Origin of the sequence: Vibrio chemaguriensis (assembly GCF_012275705.1) — a bacterium.
GTDB classification, from domain to species: domain Bacteria; phylum Pseudomonadota; class Gammaproteobacteria; order Enterobacterales; family Vibrionaceae; genus Vibrio; species Vibrio diabolicus.
Window position 1 is genome coordinate 1 of the sequence record NZ_SHOE01000042.1, and the last position, 13,859, is coordinate 13,859.

A 13,859-nucleotide genomic window follows, 5' to 3' on the forward strand; every position below is an offset into this window, starting at 1 on the left:
CCAACGAGAAAATCGCAGCTAAAACAGAATGTTTAGGTCTAATCATTCGTGTGCTTTGATCGATTCTGCACTTAGAACTTCGGGATCTTGGCTCGCGGGAATTGAGCATCGATCTTTTCCTAGTTTGGTTTGCCGTTTCAGAAGCCGATTTACTTGTTGAAAGTCAGCTTTGTGGCATTGTCTTTTCAAATGAGCTTTTTGGTGTTGTTAGGCTGCATTCTACGGCGCTGTGTGTTCCAAGTGGTTTCAGTGACAGGCGCTTTGAAACTGCGCCTGATTTAAGTTTTTCAAAACACGTAAAGTTCGTATTGGCAAAGCTACAATTAACTTCAAATCAAAGCGTTAGGCTTGGCAACTAACAAAGCATTCAAGAGGGATTCACAACGCTTGGCAGTTTTGGTTTGAATCGGCTTTAGTGTTTACGGCACAATGGGTTAGGTTGGGCGGCTGCGTTGTTCACCCCTTAATGCGGCGTTATGCGCTTGCAGAAATGGAGATAATTAATCATGGAAGATTTAGCTAATTCATTAAGAAGCTCTGGCATAAAAGTCAAAATTAAAAAAGGAAAAATTGCAGTTAGGCTTGACGGACTTTCAAATCCGGTTTCGGTAATAAAAGATATATCTGCTGATGAGTATAAAGTGAAAACGAATGATTCGATTTTATCGATAATTGCCAGTCTTTTACTATTTAGTGGTCTGTCAGGTATTTATGAGTTTAGCGGTAATACCTTGATAAATATTGCACTTATCTCCGTTTCTATATTGTCTTTTGTTACAGTGTTACTTACAGAGTTTAAGTTGACTAGATTACGCGCTACCGTAGTTGCGTTCAATCGTGGAGAACGCGCATAACAAATTGTTCAAGAGTGATTCGGCACGCGTGGCATTTTTACTATGCGTTGATTTCAGTGGTTAAGGTGGTATGCAGAAGCTTAGGTATTGCGTGCCTCACACCTTAACAAGGCGTTATGTGTCAATGGGTTTCTAAACAGAGTGAGAAAGATAAAAATGCAGTTTATTTGGGAAGTCTCGGACGTAGAAATAGATACCTTGTTACCTCAGTGGAAATGGTTGCTTAATCCTACAGGGAAACCTTTGTATCTAACCATCATGGGTGACTGGCTATTTGGTGAAGTGGATGGCTCAATTTCATTGTTATCGGTTTTAGATGGTACCTATGAAACAATTGCTTCGGACTTTCATGAGTACAATAAAATGAATAAATCACAAGATTGGTGTGATAATGTCTTTTTAACTAGTTGGTATGACTTGGCGCTCGAACACGGGCTACAACCAAAACAAGACGAATGCTTAGGTTGGAATCTGCATCCAATTATTGGTGGTGAGTTTTGTATGGAAAATTTGCAAGTATTTACTATGAAAGTATATCAATCACTAATGTCTCAGTTGCATTTTCAACTTCAGCACGCAAACACATAACAAACTGTTTAAGAGTGATTCGCAACGCGTGGCATTTTTGCTATGCGTTGCGTCTAGTGTTTAAGGTGGCATGCGGGAGCATCGGTATTGCGTTGCTCACACCTTAACAGGGCGTTATGTGCTCAGTGTTCCAGTTGAGTACCATTTTGTAATAAAAATAGGGTTATTATGTCAGATCAGGCAGTACAAAAAGATTCTGAAGCAATAGATGATTCTAGTCCTGAAGTTCGTGAGGAAGAGATTATCGAGGCTAAAGAGCCTTATAGCGAAGAAAAAAAATCACTAGGTAAACCTTGGGTTAGTTTTAGTGACTTGCTCTCTGCTTTTACATTTTTAATTTTCGTAGTGTTTTTAGTCAATAGCTTTGTCTTTGGGGACAAATATGTTGAGAAAGAAAAAATTCAAATAGAGTTACAAACTCTTATTAATAATGGCGCTGGATTAAGAGCAATTAAGTTCCATTATGACAATAGGGCTTCAACCAAAAGAGATATTATATTTGCACTCAAGCAGGATAAGGAACTGTACTACCCATATACTGTCACTTTGTCCGATATCTTGGAGGAACTTCGTACTCAACAATTTATGCAGGGGAAACCAGATGTAGATTCGTTGCAGAAGTTAGATCAAATAATAGACGAGTATTCAGCCTCAAACCCATATGACAAGCTTGAAGCAGGACAGAGAGATTTGTTTGAGAATATTCGAGTAAAGTTGGGTGACGAATATTCAAATGTAGCTAGCGATATTAATAAGCTTACAGATGAGCTTAGCAATAAGAATAAGTTGGTTAATGAATATCTTTCTGATTCTCAAACCAGTTTAGTTGTATCAATTGTTTCAGCCTTCATTGCTGTCATCTTATCTTTGGTTCAAATGTGGCAAAGTAGAAGAGGCAGGGTCGCTCGTGATTTTAAGGGCAAGCATGAAAGCGTACAAAGGCAAGAGTATGTAATAAGAAACAAGGATGGTACAAGAATACGGAGAGTTGTTTATCCTGACGGCAGGGTGAGAGAACGTGTTACTGATAATGATGGCGTGAGTAGAGTATCAGAGTACCGCACATAACAAACAATTTAAGAGTGATTCAGCACGCTTGGCATTTTTGGTTTGGGTTCAGTTCAGTGTTTACGGTAGTCAAATTGAGTTCTGTGGCAGCGTGCTTCACACCTTAATTGGGCGTTATAACTACCGTCCGATTTGAACTCCCTCGAATTACCTACTTAGCTCTTTGCACGATTCGGTTCTCATGACTAGGCTGGTACACCATTGAAGTCAGATGCATAAGAGAGTGCGTATGTTTAAGTGTCCAAATTGTAACGCGCCCATTTCCATTGGTGCCAAGTTGACGATAAATCTAGATAAGCACATAACATGTAAGAAGTGTTCACAAGAACTAAAGCCGGTCAGGTTGTTCATATATGCAATTATTTTTATCGCCCCTACAGTTATGTCGTTATTGGTACACTACGCTGAACTCAATTACTTGGCTGCAGCAGGGAGCACATTTGCGTTTTGCTTCATTTTGTTAGCATGCCAACCGTTAAGGAAAATGTAGTTATAACAAGGCGTTTAAGAGGGATTCTCAACGCTTGGTGGTTTTGGTTCAAAGCTTAGCTTTTGTGTTTATGGCACAATGGTTTAGTTCAGGTGGTGGCGTTGTTCACCCCTTAACGCGGCGTTATGCCTTAATGTGAAAACGGGAGAATATATGAAAGGGAAGATTCTTCGCTGGGTTGATGAACGCGGATTTGGGTTCATTAAATCTGACGAACTTGATGGCGACGTTTTTGTTCATATATCCAAGTTTCCAAAAGGCTACCGCCGCCCACAAGTAGGTGATCATGTAGAGTTTCACCTGGCAAATAATCGGCCTAAATTAAGTGCGGCAAGTGCTCGCTTAATCGGAGTGGAACCACAAAAAACAAACCCTCTTTCAGTTGTAATATCAGCAGTTATCTTAGGTTTATTAGGTGCTGGATTATACGTATTTCTTATTGAACCTAAGCTGAACCCAGCGTATGAGAATATGGGTTTTAGTTGTCAAGGTAAAACGTACTGTAGCGAAATGGTGTCTTGTGACGAAGCTAAGTTTTATTTGTCAAATTGCCCGAACGTTAAAATAGACGGCGACCGTGATGGCACCCCTTGTGAGAGCCAGTTATGTGGCAGCTGGTAGTATCGGCATAACAAACAATTTAAGAGTGATTCGGCACGCGTGGTATTTTTACCATGCGTTGATTTTAGCGATTAAGGCGGTATGCGGCGGCATTGTTATTGCGTGCCTCACACCTTAATTGGGCGTTATACGCTATATGAAGAAAGCCTAAAAATTCAGGTTAAAAATTGCAGTTTTCAGCGTTGATTCCCGGTGTTTGGGTGTCGAGATATTCCGGTTTCAATCTTAATTTCCCTTGGTTTTTAGCTCAGTTTTGGCCTGCCGTTTATCGTTGGTTTTCTTCTTTGGCGCTGATTGTTTGGGACCGTCCAGGCTTCAGTTTTCGTTGAAATTAAGCACTGTGATTTTGCCTTTCCAAAAGTGCTTGTTGGTGTTGTCAGTCCGTTTTCTGCGGCGCGGTTTATTCCAAGTGGTTTCAGTGGCAAGTCGCGGTAAGTCTAAGCCTGACTTAAGTGCGTCAAAGCACATAAAATTCATGGTTTCAAAGTAGGGCTTGTCGTAGAATTTTGGCTCTAACGTTCATGCGTATAACAAAGCGTTTAAGAGGGATTTGGCACGCGTGGCATTTTTGATATGCGTTGGGTTCGGTGATTAAGGTGCTTTGCAGCGGCTTTTGTATTGCGTGCCTGCACCCCTTAACGCGGCGTTAGCATGCGGGAGTAATATGAAGAAAATTCTCATCATTGGTAATTCTGGCTCAGGCAAAAGTTGGTTGTCGAGACAGTTATCCCGAAAACTTCAGTTGCAAGAAGTTAACTTGGACTCGATTGTATGGGAGCCAGGTGGCTATAATCAAAAACGCTCCACCGGAGCAATCGAAAATGAAATTGCTAGTATAAAGTCTCAATGCAACTGGGTAGTTGAGGGAGTATTTGGTGCTTTAGCCGAACAGCTTATTTTTTCTGCTGACATGCTGTTATTTTTGGATTTGGAATGGTCTGAATGTGAAAACTCTCTTTATGCGCGTGGTTCGGAGAGCTCGAAGCAACTTAATGAGGAACAGGCGGAGCAGAATTTTCGTGAATTATTGAAATGGGCTTCTGAATACTCGGTTCGAGAATCCAAAAGTTCACGACAGTTCCATCAGCAATTGTTCAGTGATTTTCACGGTACTAAAGTACGTTTCACTACACGTTCTCAAGTGAATGAGTTTGTAGCGGAAACAACATGCTAACAAACAATTTAAGAGTGATTCAGCACGCTTGGCATTATTGGTTTGGGTCTAGTTTAATGATTACGTCGCTTAAATGGAGTGTCGTGGTAGCGTGCTTCACACCTTAATTGGGCGTTAGCAGCTTCCAAGTAAACGATAGATAAGAGGTTATCGGTGTTTGAAATTCCTAATTTTAAGCCTACAGAAGAAGATGTGATAAGAAACTCTAAATTAGAGACTCTCTATAATCACACCTTCGAGAAAGGTAGGTTTTTCCAAGTTATTTTCTCTGACGAGAAAGAGTTTCATATTCAGCTAGCTCCTCGGACAATGATGAAAGTTGTCTATCTGAAAGAAAAAGATGACATTGAGGGCATTAAGCTATGCAAGTTAGTCAGCGGTCAGGAGAAGCAAGTTATTGAACTTTCCAAGTTCAATATGCAGCAATTGAAAACGTTCTTGAATTTCATTCAAGAACTTGATTTGAAGGGGATAGCAGAGCGACGTATTAAGCTATCCGATGATTCAATGGATGTGCTTGATGCCGAGACAAAACAGAAAATAACCACACTACTTTCAGGTTCTGATGGTGGAGAAGTTGTTAGGGATTTATTGTCGCAAGGAATGATCACTACTCAGGATCTTGTGAATACGGGTTATCGGAAGTCACAGTTAGAAATATTCAAAAAACTACTGTCGTCAAACTATCTACCTCAGTATAAAGTCGATATCGGTAAACCAAATACAAAAGACGAGACTGCATGGCAGCATTTCTTCGCGGTGAATCAATGGATATTCGGTTATGGTTTAGACTACCGATTCCAAGGTGTCTTACAAAAGGAGTTTCACGCGTCTGATACTAATGCGGGTGGCAGTGAAGGTGTTATTGCAGATTTCTTAATGGGTGACAATAAATTCACAACGTTTGTCGAACTTAAGTTACCTACAACCCCATTGTTTGGATCTGCTCAAAATAGAGCGCAGAGTTGGAAACTATCAAAAGAATTGATGGAAGCTTACTCACAAATTCTGGAACAAAAAGCTAGCGGAACGCTCAAGATTGAAACAACTCGAGATCTATATGCAGACGATTACAGCGAAATAAATCAGAATGCTTATGACTCGAAAACGGTTCTAATTGTTGGCAACTGGGCACAGGTTGATAATGCAGCGGAGCCCCCAGGCATCAAAAAAATGAAGCGCAAAACTCTCGAACTTTTCCGTCGAGACTCTCGAAACGTAGAAATCATTACCTACGACGAGTTATTTGAAAGAGCATCATTCATTGTTCTTAATGAGCATAGAGCAAACAAATAGAACGCTGCTAACAAAGCATTTAAGAGTGATTCGCAACGCTTGGCAGTTTCGCTTCGCTCAAGTATAGCCAAGCGTCGCTCACACCTTAATGCGGCGTTATGCATCAAGGATATTATGAAGTCTACTAAAGAAAAGATTATTAAACATTACGCAAAGTTCTTTGAAGGTCATGATTTCGAGATATTGTCTTGGGAGCTTGGGCCAATTAAGAAAATTGTACCCGATTTTCAGGTTGTCAGGTTTGCACCTGGCCCCCAAATTAATATGTGGGTGTATTGCTCAGTAGGTGCATCAGAGATTACACACAGTGATTCAGCTCTTCACGAGTTTGTTGTCGTATCACCGATCGAGTCAAATCGTCTAGTTGAAATGCTGGCAATGGTAACTTACTACCATTCGAATCATAATTTGGGTTTTGGCCATACCTTGCCTATTGGTGAGCCTTGGCTTGAGGGTTCTAACTGTGAAAACTGGCTAATTTCGTTGCCGTATCCATTTGGAGAGGACTTGGAAATAATGCCTCTAAATAGTTCCCACGCTCACGTAGCTTGGTTACTTCCTATCACTGACGACGAACGAAATTTCAAAATCAAGCATGACCTAGATGCGCTCGAACAAAAATTTGATGACGCAGAGCTTAAGTACTGGGAAGTAAAGCGGTCTTCGGTAGTGTAAATGCATAACAATCTGTTTAAGAGTGATTCGCAACGCGTGGCATTTTCACCATGCGTTGGTTTTAGTGTTTAAGGTGGTATGCGGCGGCATCGGTATTGCGTTGCTCACACCTTAACAGGGCGTTATGTGCTTGGAGGGAAATAATGAATTCAAAGGAAGTCGTCTTAGCTTTTTGGGACGCAATGAAAACTAATGATTTCGCGAAAGCAAGTGAGTGGCTTAGCCCAGATTTTGAAGGGTTTTGGCCTCAATCTGGTGAGCTTACTGTTGGACGAGACAACTTCACAGCAATCAACTCTTACTATCCAGCCAATGGTATTTGGGAGTTCGTCGTTCATTCAATCGTCTGCGATGGCGAAACAGTAGTCACTGATGTTTCTATAACTGATAGCGTTCAAAAGGCGCGTGCTATTACTTTCCATACGGTAGAAAATGGGCTTATCCGTAAACAGAAAGAGTTCTGGCCAGACCCAATGGAAGCGCAGGAGTGGCGTTCCAAGTGGGTGAGGGTCGTGTAAGAGCAGGCGCGCACATAACAAAGCGTTCAAGAGGGATTCTCAACGCTTGGCATTTTCAGTTTGATTCGGTTTTAGTGTTTACGGCACAATGGTTTAGGTTAGGTGGTAGCGTTGTTCACCCCTTAACGCGGCGTTAGCAGACAAAAGTAAATCAAGGAAGAGGGTACGTTATGTCTGATAAAGTAATTAAGTCTTCAACAGCTACAATTCAAGTCGGTGCGACTAAAGCAGATGGGAAATTAGAACTAACGGAGTCGGATTTAATTTTTATTCCGTACAACGAAAAGTTGGGTTTTGGTCCATATCAATTAAAGCGCCAAGACATTGCTGCCGTAGTTAAGTGCTTGGGCAAAGGTGGTGGTGTAATTCCAATCACTACGGATGCATTTCGTATAAAACTAGCCAACAATACGTGTTACGAGTTTATCGTAGCGAAGCCAGATCAATGGATAGAAGCACTCGGTGAAATTGTCAGCTAACAAACTGTTCAAGAGGGATTCGCAACGCGTGGCATTTTCACCATGCGTTGGTTTTAGTGTTTAAGGTGGTATGCGGCAACTTCGGTATTGCGCTGCTCACCCCTTAACAGGGCGTTATTTCCGCAACGGATCTCTCAGGCTGAATGTACGTGGTTGTAGCCTAAGAGTGAAAGTGGCGGGGTAATAGGTTGGAAAAGCGGCGAAAAGGGCGAATATTGGTCATTTCCATGCTAGCCTTAAAGCGCTTTAAGCGCACCTTAATATGGCGCAGCAATTAAAGAGTGACGCTAAAGCGATTTAAGGTGACGCTAAAGCGATTTAAGGTAGTGAGCTGCCAAATACTTCGGCTTCGATTTTTGCCTGCATGCCGAAAATTTCTCGTCATATCAAAAGATTAGGCGTAAACATAGCCGACTTTAGTTGCGGAATAACAAGACGTTCAAGGCGATTCGAAACGCATTGGGGTTTTAGTGCCCAAATAGGCACGGATTTATCAGAGTTTATTTTAGGTTAGGGTGCATGTGCGTCTCTCACACCTTAACTGCGCGTTAGCTAATCAAGGAGGAAAAATGAATTTAATTAAATGTGGATTGTGTGGTTTCGAGTTTGAGCGAGGAGCGAAAATATGTAGAGGTTGCCATGGACATATCAAGTATGGAGCAGGTGGCCTTAAGTGGCTCTTTGGGACTTTATATGGGGGAGTTATTTGGTATTTGTTAACTTACATTAATGATAACTGGTATGGAATAAAAGATAGTGTGGGCGGTACTATAATTTTAGTTTTCTTCATCCTAGGTTGTATCCATGCTGCTTACATGTTTAGGAAGAAAGTTAATACAGTTAAAGCAATCGACGACTGAATTAATAATTAGCTAACAAATTGTTCAAGAGTGATTCGGCACGCGTGGCATTTTTATTATGCGTCAAATTTAGCGATTAAGGTGGTATGCGGAAGCTTCAGTATTGCGTGCCTCACACCTTAACAAGGCGTTATATGCTCAGGAGGATAAATGTTATACAAGCTAGAACAAGACAATAATGAAATATCTGGTATTGAGCCTGTTGAATTTAAAGACTTATCTTCATTTGGTAAGCTTGAGAAAGATCTCGAAAACTTAATAGCAAACAATATTCTAGAGCTACTATTTGAAGATTCAAAGCTAATGCCTGTATTCCAAGAGCGATTGTACCAAGCTGAGGCTGATATCTACGCTTTAAACGAACACGGTGACTTAGTTATCTTTGAATTAAAAAGAAGTTCAGCAGGCTCTAGTGCTGTCCAACAAGCATTGAGATATGCCGAAGATGCCGGTCAGTGGTCGTATAAGAAGTTAGAAAAAAAATACCAGCAATATGTTCAAAATGAAGAAAAATCACTTGTTGATGCTCATCGAGATGCCTTCGAGCTAGAGCATAAGTTAGACCCTAAAGAAATAAATCAAAAGCAGCATTTGCTTGTTATAGGAAGTGCCGCAGATGAATCTTTGATATCTTCGGTTGATTATTGGAAGAAGAATGGACTCTCAATAGAGTTTTTGCCGTACCGTATTTATGAATTGGCTGGCCGGAAATATTTTGAGTTTTTTGCACCTCCTTACGACAAGCATAAAAACCCTAGAGATGTTAAAGGTGTTCTATTCGATACAAATAGAACTTACGATGAAAATGGGATTTGGCAGATGCTTGATAACCAGCGGTTAGAAGCTTATGGCGATGCCAAGCGTTTCGTTAGTCATGTAAACGAGGGAGATATTGTATTCTTTTCTCATAAATGGTGTGGGGTGGTTGCTGCTGGGAGAGTCAGAAGTAAAGTATTTAAGCCGGATAGCGATACTTGGTATCGCGAGGTTGAGCTATTAACCCCTTCACCTACTCGAGACACTGAACTTTCATATATGCCGTTTGCAAAAGTGAGCGAGTTCTTAGGAAAAAGTTTTTTTTGGGCGCGCACAATTAAAGTTCCATACCTGACTAAGACTGAATCAATGCAGCTAGTGGAAGAGCTTAAAAAGTATCTCAAGTAGAACGCATATAACAAACTGTTTAAGAGTGATTCGCAACGCGTGGCATTTTCGCTATGCGTTGGTTTTAGGGATTAAGGTGGTCTGCGGCGGCTTCAGTATTGCGTTGCTCACACCTTAACAGGGCGTTAGTCGCCAGAAAAAGCTAGCAGTCAAAATCATGTTTATAAGCTCAAAACTTGGCTACTGGTTGTTTGATTCATAGTTCCATCTTCGACCGTCAAAGCTCAGTTTCATCGGTTCTAAATCAATGCATTGCTATTTCCCAAGCGGTTGTTTCGTTCTTTGGTGGTGATAGAGCGGGGCAATCGAAAATCTGTTTTTGGTTGCAAATCTGCTCGGTGAGTTTGTTGGTTTAAAAGCTTATTTACTAGTTGAAAGGACGTTTTCTTTGGTGTGGTAAGTTCCACATGGTTTCAGTGACTTTGTTGAAAGTCCGCACTGTGAGATTGGCTTTCCAAAAGCGCTTTTTGGTGTTGTCAGTCCGTTTTCTGCGGTGTTGTTTGTTCCAAGTGGTTTCATTGAGTAGCTGCTTTGAGACTACGCCTGACTTAAATGCATCAAAGCACATAAAGTTTGTTGTTCGCAAAGTTTAGTTCGGCTTAAAATTGTCGCTCGGTGCCTCGCGACTAACAAACTGCTCAAGAGGGATTCGCAACGCGTGGCATTTTTACTATGCGTTGAATTTAGTGATTAAGGTGGTTTGCGGCGGCTTTTGTATTGCGTTGCTCACCCCTTAGCAGGGCGTTATGTTCTTGGAGGACATGGTGGAATATCAAAGGGACAGGGTAACTTTTGACGTTTTTCAGAAACTTGTTGTAAAGCTGTACAAAGCCCTCGTATTCAAGCTTTCAAACAAAAAAGAGAAGCTAGAATGGCAGCTTCTCTTGATAGCCGATTGTTTACGAATCATTGGGCTTTGTAGGTTAGCTTATCGGATGGCTTCCAAAGTGCATACTTCAACGTCTAGCGTTAAGAACAAGTTCTGGTCAACCCATGTTTCAGGTATGGCTCTGCAATATTCAGGTGACATGATTGGCGCTGAAAAAGCATTCTTAAAAAGCCAGGAGTTTGCTTGTGAGCTTTCTTTGAGTTTTAGCTTGCAGCATTTGGGTAAATTGAACGTTGAGGTTGGCAACTATAAACTGGCAGAGCAACAGTTCATAGAAGCATTGGCAATTCGAGAAAAATTGAAACGGGCTGACTTGGTAGAGTCGACTAACAGGGCGATTCGAGGACTACAAAAGCTACGAACATAACAAACTGTTTAAGAGTGATTCGCAACGCGTGGCATTTTTACTATGCGTTGATTTTAGTGTTTAAGGTGGTATGCGGAAGCATCGGTATTGCGTTGCTCACACCTTAACAGGGCGTTATAACCTTAGAGGGGAAAATGGAACTTAGAGCATTTGAAAAAGAAGACCATGACCTGCTTATCGGGTGGATCGACTCGGATAAATTGAATTATCAATGGGGTGGTCCAAACTTTGAGTTTCCATTGGATTCAGTGCAAATTTCTAAACATTGTTCTCAAGCGCAAGTGTTTCCCTTTATCTTCGTTGTTGCAGGTCAGAGTGCTGGCTATGTTGAACTATTCAAAGTTTCAGCGTCACATTTTAGAATTTGCCGGGTATTTGTTTCGGACGGCTTTCGTGGAAAGGGCATTTCAAAGCTCATGCTTGGTCAGTTAGTCGAGCTAGCAAAAGAAAAATACTGCGCTAGCTTACTGTCATTGGCCGTATTTGAACGAAACATAGTTGCGAGAAATTGTTATGAGTCTCTTGGTTTTACCGTGACATCGCGTGAAAATGGCTCTCGTTCTTTCGACGGTGAGGTTTGGGGTCTTTTACGCATGGAAAAACGGTTATAACAAAGCGTTTAAGACGGATTCACAACGCTTGGCATTTTTGGTTTAATTTGGCTTAAGTGTTTACGGCACAATGGTTTAGGTCGAGTGGTCGCGTTGTTCACCACTTAACGCGGCGTTATGTGCTTTTGAGGAAAATTGACATGGAAGTAGTAGAAGCGAGTCCAGATTTAGCTCCAATATTAGCGAGTTACGCGAAAGAATGTTTGGAGTCGGGTATCCCTAAGTATTTCGGCGTTGATCAAGATCCTGAAGCTTATTTATCAGGTTTGGCTGAACATTCTAAGGCAACTTCTGAATTACCAAACGGTTATTTACCCTGCACAACTTATTATTGCGTATCTGGCTCTGAAATCTTAGGTGCTATTCGAATTCGTAAAGGTACTAATGCCAACGTAGAAAATGTCATTGGGCATGTTGGCTACGAAACTAGACCGTCAGCTCGTGGTAAAGGTGTAGCCTCATTTCTCCTCGCTTGGGTGCGAGACCATGTTGTCACTGACTCAGTTATTGTTACTTGTTCAATTGACAATCCTGCATCCCAAAAGATTATTGAAAACTGCGGCGGTGAGTATCTTGGTAACTACACAAGTGAAAACGAGGGCACTGTAAGGCGCTACCGTTTAGCACGCACATAACAAAGCGTTCAAGAGGGATTCTCAACGCTTGGCAGTTTTGGTTCAAAGTTTAGCTTTTGTGATTATGGCACAATGGTTTAGGTAAGGTGGTGGCGTTGTTCACCCCTTAACGCGGCGTTATGCAATTTAGGAGATATCAGTGGATTTATCGAAATTAGCTTTATTGGTTAGTGGTGCTTCTTTGCTAATAGCGCTCGCTACATTTTGGTTTACTCATTTACGCCCTTTTAAACTGTCGATATCGACTAGTTCACCGAGGCTGTCTATGTATACAATTTCTCCACAAGTTTCTGGCGATTCAGAAAATCGTACGTGGTGGATACCAAGCTTTGATGTAGGAGTAAGTGTTTTCAATAATGGGAAAATGAAAGGGGATTTTAATGACATCCGTATTGTCGGCTCAATTCAAAATCATCGCTCAGAAAAGAAAATGTACTTTTATCCAAAGTGGGTTGTAGATTTTAGCAAATTTAATCAATCTCACACTGAACGATTTGAGTGGTTATCAAATTCTATTGTTAGAGATTGGTATCCATTTAGAATAGGGGCTGAACAAGAAGTATCAATGCATCTAATTCTTGAGGGTGATCGATTAGATCACAAAGAGGTTGGTAGATTTAATTTTGAACTTCAAGTTTCAACTTCTGAATCCAACGGGTGGCAAACATTAGAGGATTTTGAGCTCTTATTTAGTGAAGATATGTATGACGAAAGGTCTACTCACTCTCCTTTGAATAAAAAAATTGAGAGGTTGCGAAAAATTGCATAACAAACTGTTCAAGAGGGATTCGCAACGCGTGGTATTTTCACTATGCGTTGGTTTTTGTGTTTAAGGCGGTATGCGGCGACTTCGGTATTGCGTTGCTCACCCCTTAACAGGGCGTTAGCTTAATGGAGAAAGTTTTGACTAAAGTAGTTGTAGGGATCTTGTCTCTAATGGTAACTACAGCATATGTAATCGGTTTTTTATATGATGCTGCTTTTCTAGAAAAACTAGGATTTGCTCACTATGAAATGATTGGCGACTCTTTGGAATACCTGTCTATCGGTGGCGTGTATCTGTTTTTCAATTTCTCTTCAGGTCTCGCATTTTTTATGCTTGTTGGTGCGTTAATTGGTTGTGGCTATATGCCTCTGAAAAGGTTTATAACGGCTAAAGCTAATTGGGTTGGTTCCTATTTAGACTTGCAAAGTTTGCCTTACATTCTAATTGGCTTACTTCCTGTCTTATTTGTTGCTTTCGTACCTGTGGTAAATGATGCGAACGAACTAGCAGATCAACATTTAAAATCTGAGGCAAATACGAAAGTCTGTAAGCTATCTGATCAACAGTGTTTTAATGGTATTGTTGTAAAGTATAGGGATGGAAAGTTGGTTTTTTTATCTAAGGACAAGTCTACTTATAATCGAGTCATTGTAATACCTGAAAAAACATCGCTATTGTTCAGCAATTAAGCTAACAAACTGTTCAAGAGGGATTCGCAACGCGTGGCATTTTCACTATGCGTTGGTTTTGGTGATTAAGGTGGTTTGCGGCGGCTTCGGTATTGCGTTGCTCACCCCTTAACAG

The 13,859-nt window shown here is 41.0% G+C and carries 17 protein-coding genes; all 17 read left to right on the plus strand.

What is annotated here, in order from left to right:
- Nucleotides 1-101: 101 nt before the first annotated feature.
- Nucleotides 102-359: a hypothetical protein gene (locus EX191_RS22050; RefSeq protein ID WP_193448493.1), complete on the plus strand. Its 258-nt coding sequence runs from the start codon at nucleotides 102-104 to the stop codon at nucleotides 357-359.
- Between the two features lie 147 nt (nucleotides 360-506).
- Entirely contained in the window at nucleotides 507-854 is a 348-nt protein-coding gene (locus EX191_RS22055) for a hypothetical protein (RefSeq protein WP_193448494.1), read from the plus strand.
- A 156-nt stretch (nucleotides 855-1,010) separates the two neighbouring features.
- Nucleotides 1,011-1,442, plus strand: a complete 432-nt coding sequence (locus tag EX191_RS22065; protein ID WP_005386969.1) for a T6SS immunity protein Tdi1 domain-containing protein — start codon at nucleotides 1,011-1,013, stop codon at nucleotides 1,440-1,442.
- A 168-nt stretch (nucleotides 1,443-1,610) separates the two neighbouring features.
- Nucleotides 1,611-2,510, plus strand: a complete 900-nt coding sequence (locus tag EX191_RS22075) for a hypothetical protein (protein WP_193448495.1) — start codon at nucleotides 1,611-1,613, stop codon at nucleotides 2,508-2,510.
- A 643-nt stretch (nucleotides 2,511-3,153) separates the two neighbouring features.
- Entirely contained in the window at nucleotides 3,154-3,621 is a 468-nt protein-coding gene (locus EX191_RS22080) for a cold shock domain-containing protein (RefSeq protein ID WP_140051497.1), read from the plus strand.
- Nucleotides 3,622-4,285: 664 nt separating this feature from the next.
- Complete coding sequence (locus EX191_RS22090; RefSeq protein ID WP_193448497.1) at nucleotides 4,286-4,795, plus strand: P-loop NTPase family protein; 510 nt, start codon at nucleotides 4,286-4,288, stop codon at nucleotides 4,793-4,795.
- Between the two features lie 153 nt (nucleotides 4,796-4,948).
- Entirely contained in the window at nucleotides 4,949-6,091 is a 1,143-nt protein-coding gene (locus tag EX191_RS23140) for a Shedu anti-phage system protein SduA domain-containing protein (protein WP_193448498.1), read from the plus strand.
- Nucleotides 6,092-6,205: 114 nt separating this feature from the next.
- Nucleotides 6,206-6,766, plus strand: coding sequence for a suppressor of fused domain protein (locus EX191_RS22100; RefSeq protein WP_193448499.1), 561 nt, complete (start codon nucleotides 6,206-6,208; stop codon nucleotides 6,764-6,766).
- A gap of 143 nt (nucleotides 6,767-6,909) precedes the next feature.
- The gene (locus tag EX191_RS22110; protein ID WP_193448500.1) at nucleotides 6,910-7,284 is read left to right on the plus strand and encodes a nuclear transport factor 2 family protein; all 375 of its coding nucleotides are present in this window, start codon (nucleotides 6,910-6,912) and stop codon (nucleotides 7,282-7,284) included.
- Nucleotides 7,285-7,454: 170 nt separating this feature from the next.
- Nucleotides 7,455-7,763, plus strand: a complete 309-nt coding sequence (locus tag EX191_RS22115) for a hypothetical protein (RefSeq protein WP_193448501.1) — start codon at nucleotides 7,455-7,457, stop codon at nucleotides 7,761-7,763.
- Nucleotides 7,764-8,332: 569 nt separating this feature from the next.
- Nucleotides 8,333-8,623 carry a hypothetical protein gene (locus EX191_RS22125; RefSeq protein ID WP_137282137.1) on the plus strand — a complete coding sequence of 97 codons (291 nt, stop codon included), beginning with the start codon at nucleotides 8,333-8,335 and terminating at the stop codon, nucleotides 8,621-8,623.
- Nucleotides 8,624-8,773: 150 nt separating this feature from the next.
- Nucleotides 8,774-9,787: a PDDEXK family nuclease gene (locus EX191_RS22135; protein WP_161684194.1), complete on the plus strand. Its 1,014-nt coding sequence runs from the start codon at nucleotides 8,774-8,776 to the stop codon at nucleotides 9,785-9,787.
- Between the two features lie 746 nt (nucleotides 9,788-10,533).
- Nucleotides 10,534-11,043: a hypothetical protein gene (locus tag EX191_RS22150; RefSeq protein ID WP_193448502.1), complete on the plus strand. Its 510-nt coding sequence runs from the start codon at nucleotides 10,534-10,536 to the stop codon at nucleotides 11,041-11,043.
- Between the two features lie 134 nt (nucleotides 11,044-11,177).
- Nucleotides 11,178-11,654, plus strand: coding sequence for a GNAT family N-acetyltransferase (locus EX191_RS22160; protein WP_031812414.1), 477 nt, complete (start codon nucleotides 11,178-11,180; stop codon nucleotides 11,652-11,654).
- 140 nt (nucleotides 11,655-11,794) lie between these two features.
- The gene (locus EX191_RS22165) at nucleotides 11,795-12,289 is read left to right on the plus strand and encodes a GNAT family N-acetyltransferase (RefSeq protein ID WP_193448503.1); all 495 of its coding nucleotides are present in this window, start codon (nucleotides 11,795-11,797) and stop codon (nucleotides 12,287-12,289) included.
- A gap of 139 nt (nucleotides 12,290-12,428) precedes the next feature.
- Nucleotides 12,429-13,058 carry a hypothetical protein gene (locus EX191_RS22170; protein WP_193448504.1) on the plus strand — a complete coding sequence of 210 codons (630 nt, stop codon included), beginning with the start codon at nucleotides 12,429-12,431 and terminating at the stop codon, nucleotides 13,056-13,058.
- A 134-nt stretch (nucleotides 13,059-13,192) separates the two neighbouring features.
- A complete protein-coding gene (locus EX191_RS22180) occupies nucleotides 13,193-13,744 on the plus strand; it encodes a hypothetical protein (RefSeq protein ID WP_193448505.1) in 552 nt (183 codons plus the stop codon).
- Nucleotides 13,745-13,859: the final 115 nt, after the last annotated feature.

What these genes read in the sequence shown, in the direction of transcription:
- EX191_RS22055 (WP_193448494.1), top strand. Translation starts at nt 507, where the DNA reads ATGGAAGATTTAGCTAATTCATTAAGAAGCTCTGGCATAAAAGTCAAA.
- EX191_RS22065 (WP_005386969.1), top strand. Translation starts at nt 1,011, where the DNA reads ATGCAGTTTATTTGGGAAGTCTCGGACGTAGAAATAGATACCTTGTTA.
- EX191_RS22075 (WP_193448495.1), top strand. Translation starts at nt 1,611, where the DNA reads ATGTCAGATCAGGCAGTACAAAAAGATTCTGAAGCAATAGATGATTCT.
- EX191_RS22080 (WP_140051497.1), top strand. Translation starts at nt 3,154, where the DNA reads ATGAAAGGGAAGATTCTTCGCTGGGTTGATGAACGCGGATTTGGGTTC.
- EX191_RS22090 (WP_193448497.1), top strand. Translation starts at nt 4,286, where the DNA reads ATGAAGAAAATTCTCATCATTGGTAATTCTGGCTCAGGCAAAAGTTGG.
- EX191_RS22100 (WP_193448499.1), top strand. Translation starts at nt 6,206, where the DNA reads ATGAAGTCTACTAAAGAAAAGATTATTAAACATTACGCAAAGTTCTTT.
- EX191_RS22110 (WP_193448500.1), top strand. Translation starts at nt 6,910, where the DNA reads ATGAATTCAAAGGAAGTCGTCTTAGCTTTTTGGGACGCAATGAAAACT.
- EX191_RS22115 (WP_193448501.1), top strand. Translation starts at nt 7,455, where the DNA reads ATGTCTGATAAAGTAATTAAGTCTTCAACAGCTACAATTCAAGTCGGT.
- EX191_RS22125 (WP_137282137.1), top strand. Translation starts at nt 8,333, where the DNA reads ATGAATTTAATTAAATGTGGATTGTGTGGTTTCGAGTTTGAGCGAGGA.
- EX191_RS22135 (WP_161684194.1), top strand. Translation starts at nt 8,774, where the DNA reads ATGTTATACAAGCTAGAACAAGACAATAATGAAATATCTGGTATTGAG.
- EX191_RS22150 (WP_193448502.1), top strand. Translation starts at nt 10,534, where the DNA reads ATGTTCTTGGAGGACATGGTGGAATATCAAAGGGACAGGGTAACTTTT.
- EX191_RS22160 (WP_031812414.1), top strand. Translation starts at nt 11,178, where the DNA reads ATGGAACTTAGAGCATTTGAAAAAGAAGACCATGACCTGCTTATCGGG.
- EX191_RS22165 (WP_193448503.1), top strand. Translation starts at nt 11,795, where the DNA reads ATGGAAGTAGTAGAAGCGAGTCCAGATTTAGCTCCAATATTAGCGAGT.